At 69.6% G+C, this 22,655-nt stretch carries 21 protein-coding genes and 3 pseudogenes; 16 read left to right on the forward strand and 8 right to left on the reverse strand.

The window, feature by feature from the left end; genetic code table 11:
- Nucleotides 1–182 precede the first annotated feature (182 nt).
- The 6 genes and pseudogenes from ADL12_RS32085 to ADL12_RS32110 form a co-directional block, all read right to left on the reverse strand.
- Nucleotides 183–1,928, reverse strand: coding sequence for a copper resistance CopC/CopD family protein (locus tag ADL12_RS32085; RefSeq protein WP_062708358.1), 1,746 nt, complete (start codon nt 1,926–1,928; stop codon nt 183–185).
- A 218-nt stretch (nt 1,929–2,146) separates the two neighbouring features.
- Entirely contained in the window at nt 2,147–3,139 is a 993-nt protein-coding gene (locus ADL12_RS32090) for an esterase/lipase family protein (RefSeq protein ID WP_062708361.1), read from the reverse strand.
- A 302-nt stretch (nt 3,140–3,441) separates the two neighbouring features.
- Nucleotides 3,442–4,257 (reverse strand): annotated as a pseudogene (locus ADL12_RS32095) (SDR family NAD(P)-dependent oxidoreductase).
- Nucleotides 4,254–4,727 carry a cupin domain-containing protein gene (locus tag ADL12_RS32100; RefSeq protein ID WP_062708365.1) on the reverse strand — a complete coding sequence of 158 codons (474 nt, stop codon included), beginning with the start codon at nt 4,725–4,727 and terminating at the stop codon, nt 4,254–4,256. The pseudogene ADL12_RS32095 and the gene ADL12_RS32100 overlap by 4 nt, the downstream one beginning before the upstream one ends.
- Complete coding sequence (locus ADL12_RS32105; RefSeq protein WP_062708367.1) at nt 4,724–5,347, reverse strand: GNAT family N-acetyltransferase; 624 nt, start codon at nt 5,345–5,347, stop codon at nt 4,724–4,726. Before ADL12_RS32105 ends, ADL12_RS32100 begins: the two co-directional genes overlap by 4 nt.
- Nucleotides 5,340–7,505, reverse strand: a pseudogene (locus ADL12_RS32110) (penicillin acylase family protein). Before ADL12_RS32110 ends, ADL12_RS32105 begins: the two are co-directional and overlap by 8 nt.
- Before the next feature lie 77 nt (nt 7,506–7,582).
- On the opposite strand from ADL12_RS32110, the gene ADL12_RS32115 reads away from it, so the two are divergent.
- A complete protein-coding gene (locus ADL12_RS32115) occupies nt 7,583–8,302 on the forward strand; it encodes a siderophore-interacting protein (protein WP_062708371.1) in 720 nt (239 codons plus the stop codon).
- Nucleotides 8,303–8,439: 137 nt separating this feature from the next.
- Nucleotides 8,440–8,844 (forward strand): annotated as a pseudogene (locus ADL12_RS32120) (HhH-GPD-type base excision DNA repair protein); the annotation flags it as partial.
- Here ADL12_RS32120 and ADL12_RS32125 read toward each other — a convergent pair.
- Together ADL12_RS32125 and ADL12_RS32130 are read right to left on the reverse strand one after the other, a co-directional pair.
- Nucleotides 8,844–10,172 (reverse strand): tyrosine-type recombinase/integrase, encoded by a 1,329-nt coding sequence (locus ADL12_RS32125; protein WP_062708374.1) that lies wholly within the window; start codon nt 10,170–10,172, stop codon nt 8,844–8,846. The pseudogene ADL12_RS32120 and the gene ADL12_RS32125 sit on opposite strands and share 1 nt — an antisense overlap.
- Nucleotides 10,165–10,644 carry a helix-turn-helix domain-containing protein gene (locus tag ADL12_RS32130; protein WP_062708376.1) on the reverse strand — a complete coding sequence of 160 codons (480 nt, stop codon included), beginning with the start codon at nt 10,642–10,644 and terminating at the stop codon, nt 10,165–10,167. The genes ADL12_RS32125 and ADL12_RS32130 overlap by 8 nt, the downstream gene beginning before the upstream one ends.
- A gap of 143 nt (nt 10,645–10,787) precedes the next feature.
- Between ADL12_RS32130 and ADL12_RS32135 the strand changes: the two genes are divergently transcribed.
- The 14 genes from ADL12_RS32135 to ADL12_RS32200 all read left to right on the forward strand — a co-directional run bounded on the left by ADL12_RS32135 (nt 10,788) and on the right by ADL12_RS32200 (nt 22,651).
- On the forward strand, nt 10,788–10,988 hold the full coding sequence (locus ADL12_RS32135) for a helix-turn-helix transcriptional regulator (protein ID WP_062708380.1): 201 nt from the start codon (nt 10,788–10,790) through the stop codon (nt 10,986–10,988).
- 138 nt (nt 10,989–11,126) lie between these two features.
- The gene (locus ADL12_RS32140; protein WP_159053354.1) at nt 11,127–11,426 is read left to right on the forward strand and encodes a hypothetical protein; all 300 of its coding nucleotides are present in this window, start codon (nt 11,127–11,129) and stop codon (nt 11,424–11,426) included.
- Complete coding sequence (locus tag ADL12_RS32145; RefSeq protein WP_062708388.1) at nt 11,423–11,620, forward strand: hypothetical protein; 198 nt, start codon at nt 11,423–11,425, stop codon at nt 11,618–11,620. Before ADL12_RS32140 ends, ADL12_RS32145 begins: the two co-directional genes overlap by 4 nt.
- A 190-nt stretch (nt 11,621–11,810) precedes the next feature.
- Entirely contained in the window at nt 11,811–12,122 is a 312-nt protein-coding gene (locus ADL12_RS32150; RefSeq protein WP_062708391.1) for a hypothetical protein, read from the forward strand.
- On the forward strand, nt 12,119–14,164 hold the full coding sequence (locus ADL12_RS32155; RefSeq protein ID WP_062708395.1) for an AAA family ATPase: 2,046 nt from the start codon (nt 12,119–12,121) through the stop codon (nt 14,162–14,164). The genes ADL12_RS32150 and ADL12_RS32155 overlap by 4 nt, the downstream gene beginning before the upstream one ends.
- A gap of 350 nt (nt 14,165–14,514) precedes the next feature.
- Entirely contained in the window at nt 14,515–14,841 is a 327-nt protein-coding gene (locus ADL12_RS32165) for a hypothetical protein (protein ID WP_062708401.1), read from the forward strand.
- The gene (locus ADL12_RS57840; protein ID WP_279617179.1) at nt 14,838–14,963 is read left to right on the forward strand and encodes a hypothetical protein; all 126 of its coding nucleotides are present in this window, start codon (nt 14,838–14,840) and stop codon (nt 14,961–14,963) included. The genes ADL12_RS32165 and ADL12_RS57840 overlap by 4 nt, the downstream gene beginning before the upstream one ends.
- A gap of 32 nt (nt 14,964–14,995) precedes the next feature.
- Nucleotides 14,996–15,448 (forward strand): hypothetical protein, encoded by a 453-nt coding sequence (locus ADL12_RS32170; protein ID WP_062708403.1) that lies wholly within the window; start codon nt 14,996–14,998, stop codon nt 15,446–15,448.
- A gap of 141 nt (nt 15,449–15,589) precedes the next feature.
- Complete coding sequence (locus ADL12_RS54350) at nt 15,590–16,222, forward strand: hypothetical protein (protein ID WP_159053355.1); 633 nt, start codon at nt 15,590–15,592, stop codon at nt 16,220–16,222.
- Complete coding sequence (locus ADL12_RS32180; protein WP_159053356.1) at nt 16,212–16,589, forward strand: hypothetical protein; 378 nt, start codon at nt 16,212–16,214, stop codon at nt 16,587–16,589. The genes ADL12_RS54350 and ADL12_RS32180 overlap by 11 nt, the downstream gene beginning before the upstream one ends.
- Before the next feature lie 575 nt (nt 16,590–17,164).
- A complete protein-coding gene (locus ADL12_RS32185; RefSeq protein WP_062708414.1) occupies nt 17,165–18,061 on the forward strand; it encodes a hypothetical protein in 897 nt (298 codons plus the stop codon).
- A complete protein-coding gene (locus ADL12_RS32190) occupies nt 18,034–18,273 on the forward strand; it encodes a hypothetical protein (RefSeq protein ID WP_062708418.1) in 240 nt (79 codons plus the stop codon). Before ADL12_RS32185 ends, ADL12_RS32190 begins: the two co-directional genes overlap by 28 nt.
- Nucleotides 18,270–18,683 carry a hypothetical protein gene (locus tag ADL12_RS32195; protein WP_062708421.1) on the forward strand — a complete coding sequence of 138 codons (414 nt, stop codon included), beginning with the start codon at nt 18,270–18,272 and terminating at the stop codon, nt 18,681–18,683. Before ADL12_RS32190 ends, ADL12_RS32195 begins: the two co-directional genes overlap by 4 nt.
- Nucleotides 18,680–22,651, forward strand: a complete 3,972-nt coding sequence (locus ADL12_RS32200) for a hypothetical protein (protein ID WP_062708423.1) — start codon at nt 18,680–18,682, stop codon at nt 22,649–22,651. Before ADL12_RS32195 ends, ADL12_RS32200 begins: the two co-directional genes overlap by 4 nt.
- Nucleotides 22,652–22,655: the final 4 nt, after the last annotated feature.

Genomic DNA, 22,655 nt, shown 5'->3' on the forward strand with positions numbered 1-22,655 from the left:
GGCAGGGTTCGATCATGAGGGCGGGCGAGTCGAAGTCCGTCGTAATCGATCAGAAATCAACTTGACCGAACACGTTGGCGCAATAACAGCTGTATGTCTGGTCATGCGTCAAGAGATGACGATCGCCGTTTCGGAAACGTGACCGACATCTCGAACCGCTCTTGATCGCCCAGATGATCGAACTAGCGCACAACGACCGACCGGGTCTCACTCACCTGGTCGACCTCCGACGTCCGTACGGTCACCTTCATCTCCCACGTCCCGGCGATGGGCAGGTTGAGGAAGCTGTTGCCCCAGTAGCCGCCCTTGTCGGTGAGCTCGGCGTCGAGCGGGCCGATGTCCTTGGCCGGGTGGGTGAAGGAGATGCGCAGTTCGGGAACGATGGAGACCCCGCCGTCGGGGCCGTAGACGAGGGCCTCGACCGAATTGTCGCCGACGCGGCCCGGGTCGAGGGTGATCTGCACCTTGCCGCGGCCGCCGGGGGTGCCGACATCGAAGGGGACGTTGGTGACAGAGGCGCCGATGACGGCGGGCGCCCCCGCCGCCGCCTCGGCCTCCGCCCGGCCGGGCAGCGTGTTGGTGAGAATCGTGGTGACCGCGAGCACGACGGCACCGACGGTGACCTCGGCGAGGACGGAGCGGCGCAGGGCGCGGCGGTGCTGGTCCGTGGGAGGCGGTACGTCGGTCTGCGGCGGCTGCTCCGACGACGGCGGGCCGCCGACCGTCTCCGGCACCCGCTCCCGTACGGCCGTCTGCTTCCGTGCGACCGTCGCCGCGTCGACCGTCGCCAGCCGCGCCGTCCAGCGACGCGAGAGGGCCGCCGCGCCGAGGAGCAGGGCCACCGCGGCCAGCTTGAGGGTCAGGAGCCTGCCGTACGTCGTGCCGGTGAGCGCGTCCCAGGAGCCGAGGCCGCGCCAGGACTGGTAGACGCCGGTGACGACCAGGACGGTCACGGAAGCGAAGGCGAGGCGGGAGAAGCGGGTTACCGTGGCCGGGGTCAGGTCGGCTGCCCGGTACAGCGTCACGACCAGGGCCGTGAGGCCGCCCAGCCATACCGCCGTGGCGAGCAGATGCAGCGCCGAGGACGTCATCGCGACCGGCACCTGGATGCCCGCGGAGGCGTGCTCGCCGGCGGCCCAGGTCAGGGCGAGGCCGACGGCGAGGGCGGCGCCGGACCAGCCGTAGGGCTTGCGCTGCTTGGCCAGTCGTACGAGATAGGCGGCGGCCACCGCCAGGAGGCCCAGCCGGACCAGCAGGACCGCGCCCGGTCGGCTGCTCAGGGTCCGGGTGAGGGAGTCGGCGTTCAGGGAGCCGAGAGGGCCCTCACCCGTCTCGTACGGGGCGCGCAGCACCAGCAGGGCGAGGGTGGCGACGAGGAGGGTCCACCATCCAGCCCTGAGCAGCCTGTGCAGCACGGGGGCGTCCGGCGGGCGGCACACCGCCATGAAGGTCGCCGTGCCGATGAGGAGGACGGCGGCGAGGTAGGCCAGATAGCGGGCGAGGTTGTAGAGGGTCTTGGTCGCCGGGTCCTCGGCGGGTCCGGTGTCCACGGTGGCCGTCGTGACCGAGGCTTTGCCGACGGAGAAGGTGAACGCGCCGGAGACCGGGTGGCTGTCGGCCGACACCACCCGCCAGGCGACGGTGTACGTCCCCTGGGCGAGCTTCGCGGGCAACGTCACCCGGGCCGTGTCGCCGCTGCCCTGCGCGTGCTGCGGCTCGCCCGTGCGCAGCCGGCGCCCGTCGGGGTCCAGGACGCGGAAGGAGTCGTCGAGCAGGCCGACGGACTCCGTGAAGGTCAGGGTGAGGTGGCGGGGGGCCGACTTGAGGAGGCTTCCGTCCTCGGGGTCGGTGGCGCGGAGGGCCGCGTGGGCCGACGCGGGGCCTGTGCCGCCGAGGAGGAGCAGGACCAGCAGGGGGCCCAGCAGCACCAGCCGCTGAACTCCTCGCCGCCCTCGACGCCCTGGCCGTCCGCCGCCGCCCTCACACCTCACGCCACTTCTCCGTCGTCGGTCCGTGCCACCTCGCGGTTACGTACGGATGCGAAGGGTGCCACGCTCACCCCGGTTGAAGGTGGTTCCGGTCGGGGTCGATTCCAACGAACTCCACTGACGCGGGGAAACGTCCCGCCGACGCTTACCGGGCTGTCTCAGCCGCCGAGGAGGGGTGCCGAGAGGCTGCAGTGCACGGGTCTGGCGTGTGCGGGGTCGAGGGCGTTGAGGACGAGTTGGAGGGCGTTGGAATCGAAGGCGATCGAGATGTGTTCGGAGATGTCCTGGGGACAGATCTCCTGGATCAGGATGTTGCGTACGGTCGCGCCCGGCCCTGCGGTGAGGAACTGGTTGGTGTAGGGGGTGACGACCTCGTCGTACCGGGTGACGATCGTGGTGTAGTCGACTCCTGGTTGTGTGTCGCCGTCCCGGTCGAGCGTGGTGTGCACCCGGGAGCCGGGCATCTGGTCCTCGTACGCCCGCCCCACCACGAGGGACACCGTCGAGTTGAGGCCGAGTTCGGTCGTGAGGTTGCCCAGACCGGTGACGCCGGCGCCGTGGTTGGACGGGGCCAGGGCGATGAGTCGGCGAACCTTGTTCTTCGCCGGGTTCGCGGGATTCGTACCCCCCTCGAACCGCAGGTACCAGCGGGGCATCAGACCGCCGCCCTGGGAGTGTCCCACCAGGTCGACCTGGCGGGCACCGGTGGCATCGAGCACCCGGTCGACGTAGCGGGCGATCTCGCGGGCGGAGTCGGGGATGTGCCGCGTGGCCTTGAACGGAGATCCCGGTTCCCCGCCGTAATTCGGCGCGAAGACGCAGTACCCGGCCTTCTTCAGCCAAGGGGACAGCATGATCCAGTTCTGGGCGTTCGTGAGGGTCGCGTGGAGCAGGACGACAGGGCGCGGGTGCGCAGCAGTTGGCTTGCACTTCCAGTCGTTCGCTCCCGGCGGCGGAGCATCCGGCTGGAGGGTTCCCCGGATGAGGGCCTCCGGGGTCGAGACGGTCGGCCCCGAATGCGGGCGGCTCGTGTCGTCAGCCGCGGCCGACGCCCCTGGGAGACCGAGTGCCAGGGCCGTGATCGCGCCGATAGCCGCGAGCCAAGTGATCAGTCGGGAACGCGGCGCAGGCCGGGCAGGGCGATGTGACATTCTTCCGCTCCTCGTCAGGGTCGGCCACAGGCGGATGGCCAAGATCCTCAAGGAGCGGCCTCTGGGACTACGGCCGTCCCGCGCCGGACGCGCCCCCGTTGGAGTAGCACCTTTCATTCATGCGGCTCTGCCCCAGCCGTTGTCCCCCTGCCGTCCCGCACCGGTGCCGCGCACGCAGGTCCCCAAGTCCCGTCGAAGGGCGTGCGCTCTGGCATTCCGGCCGTGGAGGAGCAGGTCATGCCAGAGAGTGTGCTGTTTCCGGGACGGCACGGGTGCGGCTTGCGCGACCAGGCCGCGGTCGGTCACCACGTCGGCCGCGCCGACACCCCGCCGTCCACCACCAGGTCGTGCCCCGTCACCCACGACGCGAGCCCCGACGCCAGGAACACACACGCGTCCCCCACGTCCTCCGGCCGCCCCAACCTCCCGGTCGGCACCGCCCGTTCCCACCTGCGCACCCCGTCCGGCCACGCCTCCGCCAGCCCCTCCCGGTCGCTCAGCCCCGGCGAGACCGTGTTGACCCGGACCCCGAAGCGTCCGTACTCCAGGGCGGCTGAGCGGGCGTGCATCACCACCGCCGCCTTCGACGCGGAGTAGTGGGCGTGCAGGGGCGCCGGATGGCTCGCCTCGATGGAGGCGATGTGGGTCACCGAGCCGCCCCCGGCCTGCTCTCGCATGATCTCGACCGCAGCCTGCGTACACGCGAAGACGCTCGACAAGTTGGTGGCACGACCGCCCGCCAGTCCGCCACCGACATCCCGGCCAGCTCGCGCACCGGCTGTACCCCCGCGTTGTTGACCAGCGCGGTCAGTCGCCCGCCCCCGCGCCCGTCGCCCCACTCGGCGGCCTCGCCGACCAGCCGCCGACACGCGTCCTCATCGGCCAGGTCGGCCTGAAGGACGACGGCCCGCCCACCGGACTCCCGGATAAGGGACGCCACTTCCCCAGCCGCCGCCACTGCCGTACGGCTGGGGGTGCCCCCTCTGGGGGAGCAGCACGACCGCCGCCCCCTCCTGCGCGAACCGCATCGCGATCCCCCGCCCGATGCCGCCGCCCGCACCCGTGACCAGGGCGACCTGCCCTTCGAGGAGCCCACTGAGTCCGCTGAGTCCGCTCATGGGCGGCACAGTCCCGCGATCCGGGCGGCTTCGGCGGGATAGCGCGCCGTCAGCTCCGCCAAGTCGCCGTGCTCGTAGCCCTCGTAGGTGAAGCCGGGCGCCATCGTGCAGCCGAAGAAGGTCCAGGACCCACCCGTCACCACCCGGGCGCCCATCCAGGTTCCGGCGGGGACGGTGAGCTGGATGTGCTGGCCGCGCAGTATGTCGGGGCCGAGTACGGCGGTGCGTGACGTGCCGTCGGGGGCGAGGAGCAGCATCTCCAGGGGGTCGCCCAGATAGAAGTGCCAGACCTCGTCGGACGGCAGGCGATGCAGGGCCGAGAAGTCGTCGGCGGTCAGCAGGACGACGATCGCGGAGCCCTGCGGGCGCCCGTCGGCCAGCTCCGGTCCCGCCCAGGTGCGCCGGAACAGTCCGCCCTCGCGCGGGATCGGCTCCAGGGAGTAGTGCGCGACAAGGTCGTCAGGGGTCACACCGGGAAGGCTACGCCCCGTTCAAGGAAGGCCAGTTGGGCGTCCTTCCGCGGGATGTACACGTCCGGGAGGTCGACCTCGGGCAGCACGACCGCCGGGCCCGCCGTGAAGCCCTGCCTGAGGAAGCGGGCGATGGCCTTCTCATTGCGCACATCGGGGTCCACCACGACCCGCTGCCGGTCCAGGGTGAGGAAGACGTACGACGTGACGACCGTCAGGAGCGCCGAGGTCCACCCCGGCCGTGCGCCCTCCGGGCCGGCGGGCGCGAGAAGCAAATGGACGCCGATGTCGCCGGGACGGACTTCGTAGCACTCGCTGACCCGGTCGGCCTCCGGCTCGTACGTCTGGAGCAGCGCGACCGGGTCGGCGTCCCGTACGACCAGGAAGGCGTGGTGGGTGTCGAGGCCGGCCATGTGGGCGTAGATCTCGGCCACCTGGTCCCTGGTCAGGCCGTTCATGCCCCAGAAGGCGGCCCGTTCCTCGCTGACCCAGCCGTGGATCACCTCGGCGTCGGCGTGCGGGTCGAGGGGCAGGACGCGGACGCTGCCGAAACCGTCGACCACTTCTACGTGGACGGGTGCGCGGACGGGTGCGCGGAGGATCCCGGGCAGCTCAGACATCGGACTCCTTCTCGAACTTGGTGAAATCGGTGACGACCGGGGCCAGATCTCCCCTGCCCCACAAGGGGAGTTGGTCACGGTGGTGGGGTGAGCCGGGGATGCCGGACGCGCCGAGCGGGACCACCCAGCGGCTGGCCTCGCGGTCGGCCAGGTCCCAGACGTAGCGGGCGGCGGGGCCGCGAGCGCTCAGGTCGGTGAGGCCGGGTACGGCGGAGGTGCACAGCACGCAGTCGTGGTCGCCGGAGAGGGCGGGTTCGTCGTACGCGTCCCAGGTGAGCGCCCGCCAGGGGGCGAGGCGATGGGTGTCGCCCCAGGTCCCGGTGGGCTGCCGGGCGGCGGCCACGTCCTCCACCGCCGCGCGGACGGTCTCGGCGCGGTCGATGCCGTACGACTCCTCCAACTCCTCGGCGCGCAGCAGGTGTTCGAGGGCGAAGCCGACGCGCGGGAGCAGGGCCAGCCAGGGGAGGAGCACCTCCGGGTAGGCGGGCGGGGCCGACAGCGCGGCGAACGCCGGGTGGGCGGCGAGTTGGCGTACGACCGCCCCGCGCACCGCTGCGTACACGGCCGCGGCCTCGCTGCTCGCGTCCATGCGGCGGTCCCAGGCCAGGAGGGTCCGCCGGATGAGGGCGGCCTCGGGGGTGAGGGTGTCGATGGTGCGCAGGATCTCCAACAGGGGTTCCGCGGAGGCCAGTTGCGTGTCCATGTGGATCGCCGGCATGTCGGCGGCCGACCAGCGCTCCTTCTCGCCCAGCAGCTCCGTGATGCGGTCGGCGCGATGGGGCGGGGCGAACTCGACGCCGAGCGGCGTGGCGAGGCCGCGCTGGTTGGCCATGGCGGCGACGCCATCGGTGAGACCGCCGCGGGGCGTCTCGTGCCAGCCGTGCCAGTCGTGGCCGGGCTCCCAGGCGGGCACGAGCCGGATGCGGTTGGCCTCGGAGCGTACCGGCACCTTCCCAGCGACGCGGTGCAGCAGCCCGCCCTCGGTGTCGGCGGCCTGGACGACATTGACGGGCTCGGCCCACAGCTCGACGGCACGGTCGACGTCGGCGACGCGGCGGGCGCGCAGGAGCGGGAGCAGGGCACTGAAGCCGAGGTCGGAGGTGACGCGAGGTGGGTAGCGGAGGGCGACGGCGAGGTTACCCCTCTGGGGGAGGGTAGGGGCGGCAGGGGCGAGCAACTCACCGCCCGCACCCCCCTCAGCCACCTCATCCACCTAAGCCACCCCACTCTCCACCCCCTCCGGCCCCCCGATGATCCCCGGCCCCCCCTCGGTCTCGATCCCCTCGACCCCGCCCGGCTCCCCCCCCGCCCCCTCCACGACCTCGATGTGCCGCACCGCCCGCCGCCACACCCCGTCCGGCCCCAGCGCCTCCACCCCCGCCCCCGTACGCCGCAACTGCTCCCGGTACAGGTCCTGGTAGTCGGCCATGGCGTTGGTGATGGCCCAGGCGACGGTGCCGGTGTGCCCGAAGTGGGCGATGCCCGGGATGCCAGGGACGGCGAGGCCGACGACGTCGAACTCGGGGCAGGACAGGTGGATCTGCTGGTAGACGCCGGGCTCCTCGATGAACCGATGAGGATCCCCGGCGATGATCGCGTGCCCGGTGACGGTCCGTTCCCCGCTCACCAGCCAGCCGTTGCTGCCGGAGGTGCCGGGCCCGTCGGTGGCGAACAGCCCGACCGCGTCGGCGCCGAGATGCCGTACGACCTGCTCGCGCCAGAGCTTGGCCGGGAAGCCGGCGAAGAGGATGTGGACGCCGAGCCAGACGCCGAGCGGCGTCCAGGGCTCCCAACGCCCCGGCACGAGCCCGGTCCGCGCGAACTCCGGCGTACGACGGGCCCCCTCGGCCAGCCCTTCATTCACGCCGTCGACATACGCCCGCACCCACGCCGCAGTCTCCGGATCCCGCCCCTCCAGCTCGGCGAAGCATCGCCTCGCCGTGTCGTCGAGGCGGGCCCGTCTGACGAACCGGTCCCAGGGCAGGGCCTCGGCGCCGAGGAAGGACGCGGACGTGCCCTGGGACCGGTGCCGCTCCACCTCCAGCTGCCAGGCCCGGTCGAGGGCGGTGACGCGGCCCTGTACGCGGGCGAGTTCGCTCGCCCCGTCCGCACGCAGATGCGGAATGCCCCAGGCATCGCGGAAGATCTCGCCGGTCACCTGTGCCCCTCCTTTGCTTTAGGTTAGGCTTCCCTAAGTTATTGGTGCAGGAATCGTACGCGAAGGGTGAAGACACCATGGCGCAGGGGCACGGCTGGGAGGGCGCGGTCCTGAAGCTGCTGCGCGCCAAGGACTTCGTCTTCACGGTGACGGACGCCGAGGACGTCACCGAGCACTACCGCCGCGTCCACCTCACGGACGGCGGCATGCTGGCCGCAACCGGCGTGCACCCCACCATGTGGGTCCGCCTGTGGTTCGACAACGCGGGCAAGCCCCACCAGCGCGCCTACACCCTGGTCGACCCGGACCCGGCGGCCGGCACCTTCAGCCTGGAGTTCGCCCTGCACGAGGGCTGCGCCAGCGACTGGGCGCGGACGGCGAAGCCCGGCGACACCATCGAGGCGACCATCCACGGCACGGGGTTCACCGACCCCGACCCCGCCCCCTCCCACGTCTTCGCCGTCGCCGACCCCGCCTCCCTGCCCGCCCTCAACTCCCTGCTCTCCACCCTGGACTCGGCACCGGTGACGGTCTGGTTCGAGGGCGAGCAGGACGACCTGCCCTTCCGCACCGAACCGTCCCGCCACGAGGTGCGAAAGGTTCCCCGCCGCGACTCCGGCGCCCACCTGGTCGCCCAGGTGAAGGACGCCCTGCCCGGCCTCCTCGACGGCACCCCGGACCCGTACGTCTGGATCGCCTGCGACACGGCGACGACCCGCGCCCTCACGTCGTACGTCCGCAAGGAGCTGGGCCTGCCGAAGCAGCGGGTGAACGCGCTGGGGTACTGGCGGCCCTGACCTTGCGCAGGCCTACAACCCTCCCCGCGCCCGGTGCGTCAAGTGGGGCGTCTGTTGCACGAGTCGAGGAGTCACCAACGGCTCGGCCCAGCATGGCCCGCGCGCGGCCGGACGCCCGGCGGGGCATGATCGGGTCCATGGACGTCACCCTGCACCTCGCCCAGGACCCCGAGGCCGACGAACTCCTCGGCCGCAGCCCACTCGCGGCGCTGGTCGGCATGCTGCTGGACCAACAGGTTCCGATGGAGTGGGCGTTCAAGGGGCCCCGCACGATCGCGGACCGCCTCGGCACGGAGGACCTGGACGCGCACGACATCGCCGCGCAGGCCCCGGAGGCGTTCGCGTCCCTCCTCTCCGAGAAACCGGCCGTACACCGCTACCCGGGCTCGATGGCCAAGCGGATCCAGCAGCTGTGCCAGTACCTGGTCGAGCACTACGACGGTGACGCCGAACTCGTCTGGAAGGGCGTCGACGACGGACGGGAACTCCTGCGCCGCCTGGAGGACCTGCCCGGCTTCGGCAAACAGAAGGCACAGATCTTCTAACGCAACGCGCTGGCCTGCATGTTCTTGTCGCTCCCACCCTCGGAGGGCACAACGGGGGCACTCGACCCCGGAATCAGCCCGTCGATCGTCGCCCCGAGAGCACCGTCGACAGCCTTCTTCGTCCGCTCCTCACTCGACGGCATCAAGTGCGTGTACGTCCGAAGCGTGAACGCCGGATCGTGGTGGCCCAGATACTCCGAGAGGGCCTTGATGTTCTCGCCCGCGTCCAGCAGCACCGAGGCGTAGTGGTGCCGCAACGCGTGCATCCCGTCTTCTGGGGCCGCCGCGTACTGCTTGCCCTTCTTGCGTGGCGGAATCACACCGGCCGCGGCGAGGGCCGGCTTCCACACCCGCGCGGTGAACGCGTTCGCGTCCACCACTCCGCCATCGGTCGCGGTGAACACGAGCTGCACCGCCGTGGGCTTTCCGTCCGGCACCTTCCAGGGCAGCGTCACCCGCTTCGCCGGATACGCCTTGAGGTGCGCGGCCAGGGCAGCAGCCACCTTCGGGGAGAGCGGTACCTCACGGACCTTTCCGCCCTTGGGCAGCGCGAACACCCTGCGGTAGCGCACCCGCTTGACCTGGCGGCGCACGTGGACGACGCCACGTAGGAAGTCGATGTCATCCGGGCTGAGTCCAAGGATCTCGCCCTGACGGAGGCCGACGCCGGCGCCGAGAACCCCCGTGCAGATGTACGGGCCCGGGAGCGCGGCCAGGACGGCGGCGACCCGCTCGGCGGTCCACGGCACGATCTTCTTGTGCTCGGCTTTCGGGACCTTCACCGACTTGGCCTGGCACGGGTTCTTCGCGATCACCTCGTCGTCCGTGGCGGCACCCATGATGGCCGACAGGGTGCCGAGGATGCCGTTCGCGTACGTCGGGCTCATGGTCTCGGCGAGCATCCCGGACAGCCAGCTCTGCACCGTGGACGGACGGATAGACCGGATCGGGCGGGAGCCGAGGACCGGGAGGATGTGCTTGAGGTGACGCTCGCGGACCTCGATGGTGGACGGATCGGAGGTGCGGGCGGCGAGCCAGTCCTGCGCGAACTCCCGCAGCGTCGTCTTGCCGGCCTTGGGGTCTACGAAGGTGCCGCGGTTGAGGTCGGCCTCGACCTCGGCGGCACGCGCGTCGGCGGCGGAGCGCTTCTCGAAGTTCTCCTTGCGCTGCTCGCCGTCGGCGTCCCGGTAGCGCACCTGCCAGCGCTTTCCCACGCCGTGTTCGGCGGATGGTACGAGAGTGCGGGTCTTGCTGGTGTGCTCGGCACACGGCTTGGCGTCCTTCTTGGGGCGGCTCAAGTGCCACCGGTCGTAGACCTCAGCCACGGCTTCCGCCTTCCTGGTCAAGTCGGTCTGCGATCTCCCGGAATCCGTCGCTCAAGGTGATCCCCTTCATGCGGGCGATGCGGGCCGCTTGCTCTTCCAGCGTGGTGGTATGCGCGCGGTGCAGGTCGGCTAGGGAGACCTCGGCCCGGTAGGTCCGTTCGTCGGTGCCGGGTAGCGGGTCCTCGCCACGCACCCAGGCGCGCACCATGTCGGAGTTCTCGGTGCGCGTCGGGGTGACCTGGTACGGGCGATCGTCGAGCGGCACGAGCAAGCTGGTGGGCGACACGTCGAGCGCAAGGGCGAGAGCGAACAGCTCTTGCACCGTGACGTTCTGGCGCTTCCCGTTCTCCAGATTGGCGACGGTGAAGCGGTCCCACCGGATGCCGTGCTTGTCGAGGGCCTTGCCAAGCTGGGCAGCGGTCCAGCCTCGCCGGCCTCGGAGTTCCTTGACCCTCTGGGCGATGCTGGCCACGGGGCCGACGGGGTTCGCGCTATGTGACATGACTTCACCTTAGCGAGAGCTTGCATCACTTGTCACTCATGAGGAATGATTGCCCTTAGAGGAGATCTCACGCTCAAGCAAGGTGAGATCACATCACCTAGGGGAGAACTCCGGTGACCCACAGCAACACGACCGCGCGTCGGCCGCTCGCAAAGCCGCAGGAGATCGCTGAGTACTGCGGTGTCCCGCTCGCCACCGTCTACCAGTGGTCCAGCCGTGGCGGCGGCCCGAAGCTCATCAAGGTCGGGCGGCACCTCCGCGCCCGCTGGGACGACGTCGAGGAGTGGCTCGACTCTCAGACCATCGCTGCGTGAGAGCGGCCCCCAGCAGCGCGCCAACGCTGCTGGAGGCCAGACGTCGGCCCATCCCAGACACGACGAAACCCCGGGCACATCGCTCGCCAGCGACCCGGGGCTCGTACTTAGAGAAAGGCACCTACGCCAATGGCCAATATGCCACACCACGCGGACATCGCGCCCGCCGACGGCGAGGCTGCACCGCGACTCGACTGGTCGCGCGCCAGCATCGGCGACCCGCGCCCCTGCGTCCTCTGCGGACGCCCCGCCCTGCTCCGGCACCCCGAGACCGACCAGCCGCACCACAAGGTGTGCAGCGAGCCCACTACTCCGGCCACCGTCGTACGGAAGGCCACGATCCTGCCGTGCCGCTTCTGCAAGGCGCCGGCCAGTCTCCGCGGCCCGGAGGGCAAGCCCGAGCACTGGACGTGCCGCAGGAAGGCGGCCGTCCGGTGAGCGGCAGCAAGGACTTCCGCGAGCTGCTCGACAAGGTCCGAGAGCAGGGCTTCGACGTGCGTCTCGGAGGCTCGGGCCACTGGGTGGTCACGTCCCCGGACGGTGACGTCACGTCGGTGTCGCGGACGCCGAGAGGTGGTCGTGCTCTGGCGAACACGCGGGCCCGACTGCGCCGGATCGGGGCGCAGGTCTGATGCGCCCGCGCCGCGGCCGTCTCCGTCTCGCCCACTCGGCCGGGCGGGGACGGCCCGCGCGCCTGCACTGCACACGCACGTACGGCCTTACGGCCACCGAACTCCGTGCCGAAATGCGGCGCTTGTCCTCCTGGGGTTTTCAACTCTGGGAGATAGCACGCGTCTTCGGCTGCGACTGCAAGGACAACGCGTGACCAACAGAACCGCCGGGCAGGCGAGCCTGTTCGACACCGACGGCGAGGCGCCCGAGGAGCCGCCCGTGTCCCGCGTGGACCCGGACGATCTGCGGCACGCCACGGCGCGGATCGTCGCCACGTCCGCCCCGGACCTGGCCGACCCGCAGCGCCGAAAGAAGGTGCTCCTCGTCGTGGACTGCCCGTTCTGCGACCACCAGCACATCCACCCCGGCGGGTGGGTCGGTGATGTCCGGCTCGGAGACCGGCGCGCCCGCTGCGTCGGGCAGCCCGGCGGCCGGTACCTGATCAAGGCGGTGGCCGAGTGAGCGCGTTCGAACGCGTCATGTACGCGCTACGAGACCACGGTGAGCACGTCATCCACCGCGGCGGCACCGCCCGCACCCGCGGCATCTGCCACGACGGAGACGCACCCGACACCGTGTCCATCGGCGTCGGGCAGGACAAGCGCGTCTTGATCCACTGCCACAAGTGCGACGGCAACGCCGATTTCCTCGCCGCGCTCAACCTCACCGAGTCGGACCTGTACGACGAGCCGAAGGCCAAGAACGGCTCCCTAGGCATGGTCGTCAAGACGTGGACGTACAAGCGGGTTGACGAGAGTGTCGTCCAGTACGTCCACAAGTACGTACCCAAGGACTTCCGCCCCGAGCTGCCCAACGGCGAGAAGAAACACCCGCCGAAGGAAGAGCGGGTGCTGCTGTACCTCCCCGAGGTTCACACCCAGGTGCAGGCTGCCGGTGTCGTCACCTTGTGCGAGGGCGAGACCGACACCGACAACGCCATCAAGGCCGGCGCGGTCGCCACCACCATGCCGGGCGGCACCGGTATGGGCTGGCAGGAGCGGTACACCGACATGCTTCGCGGCGCGTCCGAGGTGCGCATCGTCTCCGACCGCGACCCGGACGGCGGCGGACTGAAGCATGCACGGAAGGTCGCCGCCTCCCTCGGCCGTGCCGGTATCCCGTGGCGGATCTACCTGCCAGCCGCAGGCAAAGACCTCTCTGACCACCTGTCCACGGGCGCCACGCTGAACGACCTGATGGAGGTACGCGACGACGACGAGGCCCCGGCCGAGGAAACCGCGCCCGAGACGCTGGACCCGGAGAACACGTCGTCAGAGGAGTACTTCCAGGCGGCCGTCGAACGGCTCCTCGGCCAACTGCTCGACACCGACGGCCTCGACAGCATCCCGCCCCTCGAACCGCTCGTGGGCGACCTCCTCGCACTGAACACCGTGGCCCGAGTCGTCGGCCCGTCGGGCACCTTCAAGTCGTTCGTCCTCCTCGACATGGCCGGCCACATCGGCACCGGCACGAAGTGGCACGGCCAGTACGTAAAGCAAGGGCTCGTTGTGTATCTCGTCGCCGAGGGCGAGCAGGGCATCCGTAAGCGTGTTCGTGCGTGGGAGCAGCATCACGGCATGCGCATGGACAACGTGCGCTTCCTGCCCCGTCCAGTCCAGGCGATGAGCCAGGAGTGGGACGTTCTGATCGCGGCCCTGATCCGCATACAGCCCGTGCTCGTCATCGTCGACACGCAGGCCCGCGTCACGCTCGGCGTGGAGGAGAACTCCAACACCGAGATGGGGCGCGTGGTCGACCGGTTCGACCAGTTGCAGCGCGCCACCCGCGCGTGCGTCGCCGTCGTTCACCACACCGGGCACGTCGGCGAACACGGCCGCGGCGCCTCTGCGGTGAAGGGGACGTTGCAGTCTGAGCTGATGGTCTCCCGTAAGGGCGACAAGATCCCGAACACCATTCTGACGATCAAGTCTGGGAAGCAGAAGGACGAGGACCAGGACGGCGACTTTCAGTTCGGGCTGAAGAAGATCTCGCTGGACGGCGAGTACAAGCCCGACGGGCGGCCGGTGACGTCCCTGGTGCTGGTCTCGCTGGACGTGCCGCAGGACGGCCCGCGGCCGGCTCCCGAGGGCAGCGTCGAATGGATCGTCCAGCAACTCGATAAGGCGCACGTGCCCAATAGCTGGGGGCGGGATCGCATCCTCAAGCAGCTTGCCGAGATGGAGATCAAGGCGGGCAAGGACAAGGTCCAAGAGGTCGTCAAGATCCGTAAGGCGCGCGCCGAGAACCTGCCCGCAGACCTGCCCTACCCGTCGGTAACTGAACCTGCCCCGATGTCTGGGGCAGGGCAGCATGAAAGCGCAGGTCAAACCAGCCCCGGGCAGGTTGCGGGCGGGTCGGGGCAGGGTGCAGAAAACCTGCCTGCCCCCGCCTCCTCCCTCGGGAGGGGGCAGGTGGTGCACGAGGGGCCGGTGTGCGCCGGGTGCCATGGGCGACTCGACGCCTTCTTCGCCAGCCACGGCCACGACCGGCACCCCGGATGCTGAGGCGCGGTCGTGGACATCAAGCCCTGGCTCGAACGAGCCGACCGCGTACGCACGGCAGGCGCCTACGGCTACGCGGACTTCGCACGGGACCTAGTCCGCCAACTCACCTGGCACGGCGCCCTGGACGTAGCTACCGCGCTCCGGTCGTACGTGTACGGCCAGCCCGGGAGCAGCGACCTCCACAAGGCCGTGGAACCGCTTTACCGCCGTCTCGGCTGGGAGCAATCCGCCCTTGTCGCCTGCTGGTTCCGGGACGCCCGTAACCGGCCTGGACGGCGCCCTGGCGGCTGGCCCGTGTCCGTACCCGTCGACCACAAAGCATCGAAGATCGCAGCCTGAACGGAGATCTCATGAGCACCGACTACCGGTTCCGCACGGTCGACTTCCGCCCCGCCCCGCCAGGCTGGCGGATCGCCTTCGCAACCATCCTCGGCCCCGTCGTCGAGCCGATGCCCGGCTGGCTCATCCGAGAAGAAATCGAGTGCGACACCGACACCGGAGACGTCATCAAGCGCACCGGATCCCGCGAAGTCGTCGCCGCGCTGGTCGTCGAGAGCGAAGCCTCGCCTGCCTACGACGACCCCGGCTTCTGGCACCTCCTCGGTCCCGGCGAACGGGAGCCGACGGCAGAGGAGACGGCGGAAGAGATGGCACGTCGCGGATCGGAGACGTCGTGATCCGCCTGCCTGGCGTCCGCGACAAGGCCGGCGGCCCACAGCTCGGCGCCACCGCTCCCGGCCCGTTCGGCACCTGGCCCGACGAGGACGGCGGCCAGGACGACCGTTACGGCTACGCGTGACAGGGGGGTGCACTATCGATACCGTTACGGCTATGGGTGACAAAGAGTGTGCCGTGTGCAGCGAGCCCTTCGCGGACTCCCCCGCCTACCTCATGCACGGCGGCCGATGGGCCAACCGGAGGTGGAAGAAAGCCCTGCTGCTGATCTGTGAGGACTGCTACGACAGCCGTAAGGCGCTGGGGAACACCGACCACCGAAAGTACCCCGTGTGGGTCCTGGACATGGTTGGCCGCGGCTTCAACGTCATGCCGCCCACGCCGTGCGTAGCCTGCGGCCAACTGGTCATCCGGCTCGACGACCCGCTACTGAAGCGGGTGACGTGCTCCCACTCCTGCTCTACTTCCCTCACGCGTAGCCGTAACGGCAATCTGGGCACCGACCGTCCCTGTCCTGAGTGCGGCGACCGCATCGACACCGGCCGCGCAGACTCCGTCTACTGCTCCAACGCATGCAGGCAGCGCGCCTACCGCAGGCGCCGCGGATGACCCGCACACGAAACGGCCGGCCCCGCGGGCATCGGGGCCGGCCACGCACCAGGATCTCAGGGCCCGGTTCGTCTCCGGACGGCCGGGCCCTCCTATGCGATCACACTAGTTTTTACTACCGCCTTGGAAGGGAGGCGTCTCGTGCCTCAACAGGACGGCCCGCGGCTCGATGGACGTAACGGCGTGGTCTGGCGTGAGTACCTCTCCGGCCGCAAGCAGACGGACATCGCAGCCGACTTCGACATCTCGCAACAGCGTGTCAGCCAGATCATTTCCGAGGTGCGCGCCACGGTCGGCGACCGGGACAGGTCGGTCATGGCGATGATGGATATGGAGCGGCTGACGTTCCTGATGGATGCGCAGATGCCGGCGGCGATGAAGGGTGATGTGGGGGCGTCGCGGGTGGTGTTGGCGGCGTTGGCGCGGCGGGCGAAGATGCTGGGTTTGGATGCTGCGGAGCCGCTCAGGGTGACGTTGGAGCGGGATACGAACGTTGCTGGTGATCTGGTGTCGGAGGCGTTGGTTGCGGCGTTGGGTGCGGTGGAGTTGACGCAGGAGGAGCGGGTGGCGGCGCTTACGGCGGCTCAGGCGGTGTTGTTGGGTGAGCCTGTGCCGGAGCCGGTGTCGGCGTCTGCTGCGGTTGTCGAGGAGTCGGATCCTCGGGCGGCGATGGAGCGGAAGTTGCGGGATCTGACGGCGGACGAGGACATCGACGTGGATGCGTTGCTGGCCGAGGTCGACGACGAGGAGGAGGGCGGTGCCGGTGGCCGGTGACGAGGTGGATGTGCGGCTGGGGAAGCTGCGCAAGGCGATGGTCAGGATGCGGCGGGCGGGTCGTCAGGCGGAGTTCGCTGCCCTGGCCGACGCCTACGCGACGTTGAAGCGTGAGCAGATGGAGGCGGCGGAGCGGGAGCACATTGAGCGGGCGCGTGCCCGTCGTGCCGTGCGTGAGGCTGTACGGCCCGTGGAGCGGCCGGGGCGGTGGCGTCTGCCGCGTGGGTTCGGGGTGTCGCCGTTGGCTGCTGAGCGGGCGCGTGAGGGGCGTTCCGAGGGTGGTCCGCAGGTTCCGTACGGCGGCCATCTGAGTCCGTGGATGACGGGGCGGTGGTCGCCGATGCAGACGAGGATTTGGCGGCCGTGAACTGTGCGAGAGGGATAGAGATCATGACAGGCAGTGCAGACAACGCCGACGGATTCGATCGCTTCGCCCCTGCTTCCGGCCCTGGTGTCGATGACCTGATTCACAGGTTGACGCCCACTCGCATCGACTTCCAGGGGCGGCTGTTCAGTCTGTGCGGCAAGACAGTCAAGTGGGAGCACCTCGCTTACGAGCACGTCACGTGCCCGGACTGTGCCGCGATGCTGGCGGGGCGTCCTGGTCCTGGCCTGTGATGTTTTGCGTGGCTGTCTCGCCTATGGGGCTGGTGGGTGAGGGTGCGTCCCGTGCGCGGGTGGGCCCGCCCCCCGCCGACGAACCGGGGAGCGGGCCCTTGGCGGCACGCCCCGGTGCCGTACGAGCGGGGCGGGCCGCTGTGTGCCGCCCCGGGCCGGACGTGGCCTCCAGCCGGGGGCGGCGTGCGTGCCGTCCTGGGAAAAGGGCCCGGCCGCCGATACAGCCGGCCCGGGACGGCATCTGGTTGGAGCGTAGCGCCGGTTGTGCAACCTCCGTTCCGCAACCGGAATGATCTTCGCGGGGCGGCTCGTACCGTCCCCGGCATGGAGCACTTCTCTATGGAGCGGGCCGCCCGCTATGCGGGCTACAGCCGCGAGGGCCTGCGGAAAGTCATCAACCGGGGCGAGTTGCCGGTGCTGCCCGATACGAAGCCGGTGAAGCTGAGCCCGGCGGATGTGGAGGCGTTTCTCCGGGTGAAGCAGGAGGACGCTCTTCGCGACCTTGTCCGCCGTCGCCAGACTCCGGAGACCCTCGCCCGGGATGTACGGCACAAGCTGCTGCACCAGGACACGACCGTGCTGCCCGACCACGTGGGGGAGCATCAGCGCTTGAGGCTGTCGCTGGTGCCCGACGCCGCGCGGCATCTGTTCGGTACGGCTGCACTGAACGCGGTCTTCCTTGAGGACGGGCACGGGTGCCGTTGGTGCCGGGCGACGGAGTATGCGGAGTTCCTGGGGACGTGGGCGCCGACGGCGTACGGGGTGGCGTTCCGGGAGCTGTTCGGTCAGCTGCCGTGTGAGAAGTGCGGGCCGCGCCTGTATGGGGTGGTGATGGAGTCGTTGCGGGCGCAGGTCCATGCGGGCGGGGAACGGGCCGCAGATGGCCGTGTGGCGCCGTCTGCGGCCGAGCGGGAGCGGGCTGAGGAGTGGGCGCGGCAGCGGGCGGTGACGGCCGCCGCGAAGCCCGTACAGCAGGACGACGGTGGCCGGGCTCTGGTGGCGAAGCGACTGAGGGAGACCCGGGCGCGGGCGAAGGCCGCGAAGAGGTCCGGAGACCGCGCGTACGCGTTGCGACTGGCACAGATGGCGCGCGACCTGGAGAAGGATGCGGCGCGGGTGGATGGCGGTGCTGTGACGGCCTCGGCGCGCCCTGGCCGGTTGAGGTGCGGCCACACCCTGGCGAGCGGCTGCTCGTGCCCGCGACGGGCTTCGACGCGGTGAGCTACACCAAGACGGCGGCCGATGACCGGCCGGTGGTGACGGCAGTCCGGAAGCCGGGGCGCACGCTGCTCGATGGCCCGGTGTGGCTGGTGAAGTGTCCGTTCTGTCACCGCAGGCATGTGCACACCGCCGATGTGGTGCTGACGGAGATGGTGTTGCCCGCGCGCTGCAACCCACGCCTCTTCTACCGGGTGCAGGAGGTGGCGAGGTGAGCACGGCCAGGGACACGGAGCTTGCAGCGCAGGCGCAGCAGCAGGTGATGGATCTCCTCGACCGCACGCAGGAGCAGATCGACAGCCTCATCCGCGAGGCCGAGGATTCCGTCGCTCAGATCCGCCGCGACTGCCGTGACGCCACGGGCATCGACATCGGCGAGGCGTCGTCTCCGCAGGAGGCGGCTCTCACGGATGTGCTGTGCGGGGATCTTGCCCTGCTCGCGGAGAGGTGCCGTCACCTGGTGGCGGGCGCCGACCTGCTGGGGACGCATGTGCGTCCCGGCTCGACGAAGCCGCTCGGGGCGGTGCTGAAGGCGGGCGTGGACCTGTCGACGGCGGCTGAGGCTGTGCGGCGGTTGCAGCGGTCGGGGTTCTTCGGCGCGTGCGAGGAGGCTGATCAGCCGTGACCACTCCCACGGGCGGGAACATCGGCGACGCTACGGTCACCGTCAACGCCAACACGACCGCTGCGCTTCGTGACCTGAACCAGTTCTCCCGCGACGCGCAGGGCAGGATCCGTGACGTCCGGGGCCGGTTCGTGTCCGAGGGCCGTCTGATCAACGGCACGCTCACGACGGTCACCCGCAACACCAGCCGCTTCTCGGACGCCGTCGACTCGCTGCGGGGTGCCTCGCTGCTGTTGTCGCCGGCGCTGATTCCGATCGCGGCGCAGGCAGCGCCGATCGCGGCGGGGATGGGTGCGGCCACCGTTGCGGTGGGCGCGTTCGCTGCTGCGGCGGCGGGGCAGGCGTCGGCCATCAGTGAGGCGGCCGAGGCGGAGAAGAAGTATCAGGACGCTGTGAGCCAGCACGGCCGTGCGTCGAAGCAGGCGGCCGAGGCGCAGGCCGCTTACGCCCGGCAGGTGCAGCAGATGCCGGCTGCGACCCGTACGACCGCGGCCGCGTTGTCGTCGTTGAAGGACCAGTATCAGGACTGGTCTGATGCGCTCGCCTCCAGCACGATGCCGGTGGCGACGAAGGCCTTTCAGACGTTCGGTGCGGTCTTCCCGAAGTTGACGCCGCTGGTGAAGGGCACCTCTCAGCAGCTGAACCGGTTCGTCACGATCGCTGCGGGCGGGATCTCCTCGCCGGGCTTCGACCGGTTCATGAACTCGTTCTCCACGTTCGCGGTCGGTGCGCTGGCCAAGGCGAACGATGCCCTGATCCGGTTCACGCGAACCCTCGACACCGGCAAGGTCTCCGGCGGGGTCTCCGAGTTCATGGCGTACGTGCAGCAGAACGGCCCGATGGTGCGCGACACCATCACCAAGGTCGCCGAAGCCCTGTCGAACATCCTCGTCGCCGCCTCCAACGTGGGGCCGGGCCTGCTGACCGTGGTGAATGCCTTGGCTGGCCTGGTTGCTGCGGTGCCTCCGGGTGCGATCACTGCGCTGTTGCAGCTCGCGCTCGCGGTGAAGGCGGTGAAGATTGCGGCTGCCGGTGCGGCGGTCGTGACGGGGATGAGCGCCTCCATTGCAGCGATGCAGACGGCGGCGGCCGGCGCGGCGGGCGTGGTGCCCAGGCTGAGCGCGGCTATTGCGACCCTGTCGCGTACAACGAAGCTCGCCCTCGCCGGAACTGGTATCGGCCTGCTGGTGATCGCGCTGAGCGAGCTATCGCAGATCGGCCGTAAGGCGCCCCCGGACGTCGACAAGATGACCACCTCCCTCGGCAAGCTGGCCCAGACAGGCAAGCTGACGGGTGAGGCAGCACGGGTGTTCGGCACCGACTTCAAGGACCTCGGCGAGGCCCTGCGTACCTTGGCCCGGCCGTCGAACGCGGAGAAAGTGCAGCAGACCCTCACCAGTCTCATCGGGATGGACTCCACGCCGGTCAAGGACGCCAAAGAGGCGTTCGAAGGGCTGGACGAGGGCCTCACGAACCTGGTGAAGGGCGGCAACGCGGAGATCGCCGCTGAGGCCCTGAAGCAGGTGACAGCAAACCTTGAGAAGCAGGGCTTCACTGCGGACGAGGTGCGTGCTCAGGTCGATGGCTACACGGCGGGGCTTGCCGATCTGGCGTTGGAGCAGGAGTTCGCGGCGAAGGCGCAGGGCCTGTTCGGTGAGCAGGCTCTGGCGACTTCTCGGAAGTTGGCGGAGCAGAAGCAGTCCGCTGACGGCTTGCGGCAGGCGATCCAGGCGCTCAACGACGTCAACCGGTCGGCGCTCGGCGGACAGATCGCCTTCGAGGCGTCCATCGACGCAGCAGCGAAAGCCGCGCAGGAGAACGCTGGCTCGCTGCGCATGGTCAATGGCGTGCTGGATACGAACAGTCCGAAGGCGCAGGCCGCGGCGACCGCATTGAACGATCTGGCGGTGAAGACGGATGAGGCCGCGGCGGCGAACCGGGAGTCGACGAACTCGTGGGCTGGCGCGGCCAGGATTTATGAGCGTGGTCGTCAGCAGCTCATCAAGAACGCGATGGCCATGGGTCTCACTCGCGATGAGGCTGCCCAGCTGGCGTCGCAGATCCTCAAGACACCCGACAAGACCGCCCTGTTGAAGGCGGACATCTCCGACTGGAAGTCGAAGATCTCCGAGGCAAGCGAGCAACTCAAGAACGCGAAGGGCGAGAAAAAAGCCAAGCTCACCGCCGACATCGCCGACTGGCGCGTCAAGGTCGCCCAGGCCGAGCGGCAACTACTGGGCGCAAAGGCGACCAAGCAGGCCAAGCTCACCGCCGACATCGAGGTGTGGAAGGCGAAGGTCAAGCAGGCCGAGACCCAGCTGAAAAACGCCCCCGCACGCAAGAAGGCCACACTCACCGCGAACATCGACGACCTGAAGCGGAAGATCGCAACGGCCCGCGGCGAAATCGCCAGCGTGCGCGGCAAGCAGGTCAAAATCAGCGTCATCCAGGAGTACATCCAGCGGGGAGTCCCGGGCCCGCACGCCTCCGGCTTTCAATTCGGCCGCGCTGGCGGCCTCGTCGCGAACCTTCCCCGCAAGGCATTCCCGCGGTACGCCTCCGGCGGCCCTGTGCAGGCCTTCCCGCACGGCGGGTTCGTAGAGGGCCCGGGCACACCCACCTCGGACAGCGTCACCACGCTCCTGCCCTCGGGCAACGTGGTGCGCACCTCTGACACCGAGTACGTCGTGCGGGGTGCCGCTGTACGCCACTACGGGGTGCGTCTGTTCGACGCTCTCAACGCGATGCGGCTGCCGGTGCCGAGCCTGGCGGCCGGCGGCGTGGCCGGGGCTGGCGCGGACGTCGGGGCGGGGCTGGTTTCCGGGATGGCGGGCTCGGTGGGTGCTGTCCTCGCTGCCGCCCGGGCAATGGCGGCCGCCGTCGTCGCAGGCATCCGCGAGGAACTGCAAATCGCCTCACCGTCGAAGAAGACGAAAGCGCTGGCGAAGGACGTCGGTAAGGGCTTCATCGACGGACTGACCGGCTCCCGCGCCAAGATCCAATCGGTGGCGAAGGATCTCGCGAAAGACATCCAGACGGCGTTCTCCGGCCGCAGGGAATCGTCGCTGCTGAAGATGGTCAAGCAGGAGACGAAGGAACTCCTCGACCTCGCGAACAAGCGCGATGCGATCTCCAAGAAGATCGCCGAGGCCAACAAGTTCGCCTCCGACACCGCCAGCCAGGCCCGGGCCACCGGCAGCCTCGCCTCCATCGTCCAGCCCGACGCGTTCTCCCCGAAGTTCGTCAAGCAGCAGATGCAGGCCTCCCTCAACCAGATCAAGGCCTTCACGGCGAACGTGCAGAAGCTGCAGAAGAAGGGCCTCAACAAGGACTTGCTGCGGCAGATCCTGGAGATGGGACCCGAGCAGGGGGCTGCGTTCGCCGCGTCTCTGGCGGGCGCCGACAAGGCGACGATCAAGCAGTACAACTCGCTGAACGCGCAGATCAACAAGGAGTCCAGCAAGCTGGGCAAGGTCGGCGCGGACCTGCTGTTCGACTCCGGGAAGAAGGCCGGTGACGGCTTCCTGACCGGGCTGAAGGCGCAGCAGAAGCAGATCGAGAAGCTGATGTTGGACATCGCCAAGGGCATGCAGGCGGCAATTCGTAAGGCGCTCGGCATCAGCAGCCCGGCCCGCAAGCTGATCCCCGACGGCATCAACACGGCTCGCGGTCTCGCCCTCGGCGTCGTGCGCGGCCTGCCGCACATCGACAGCGCCATGCGCAGGGTCGCCGGATCCGTCACAGCAGGCGTCCCGCCGGCGGCGTCGGTGCCGAACCTTGCGTCGATGCCCGCCGGGCGCCGCACGGCGCAGGGCATCACGGTGAACTACGCGGTGCACGTGACGAACAACGGGATGATCAGTTCACAGCGGGAGTTGGAGACCTGGTTCGTCCGGACGCTCGACAACACGGCGCGCACCAACCGGATCCCGGTAAGCCTGACCCAGGCCATCCGTCGGGCGAGTTGAGGGG

The sequence above is a fragment of the Streptomyces regalis genome (genome assembly GCF_001509475.1).
GTDB classification, from domain to species: domain Bacteria; phylum Actinomycetota; class Actinomycetes; order Streptomycetales; family Streptomycetaceae; genus Streptomyces; species Streptomyces regalis.

What these genes read in the sequence shown, in the direction of transcription:
- ADL12_RS32090 (WP_062708361.1), bottom strand. Translation starts at nt 3,139, where the DNA reads ATGTCACATCGCCCTGCCCGGCCTGCGCCGCGTTCCCGACTGATCACT.
- ADL12_RS32105 (WP_062708367.1), bottom strand. Translation starts at nt 5,347, where the DNA reads ATGTCTGAGCTGCCCGGGATCCTCCGCGCACCCGTCCGCGCACCCGTC.
- ADL12_RS32115 (WP_062708371.1), top strand. Translation starts at nt 7,583, where the DNA reads ATGGCGCAGGGGCACGGCTGGGAGGGCGCGGTCCTGAAGCTGCTGCGC.
- ADL12_RS32140 (WP_159053354.1), top strand. Translation starts at nt 11,127, where the DNA reads ATGCCACACCACGCGGACATCGCGCCCGCCGACGGCGAGGCTGCACCG.
- ADL12_RS32165 (WP_062708401.1), top strand. Translation starts at nt 14,515, where the DNA reads ATGAGCACCGACTACCGGTTCCGCACGGTCGACTTCCGCCCCGCCCCG.
- ADL12_RS32170 (WP_062708403.1), top strand. Translation starts at nt 14,996, where the DNA reads ATGGGTGACAAAGAGTGTGCCGTGTGCAGCGAGCCCTTCGCGGACTCC.
- ADL12_RS32185 (WP_062708414.1), top strand. Translation starts at nt 17,165, where the DNA reads ATGGAGCACTTCTCTATGGAGCGGGCCGCCCGCTATGCGGGCTACAGC.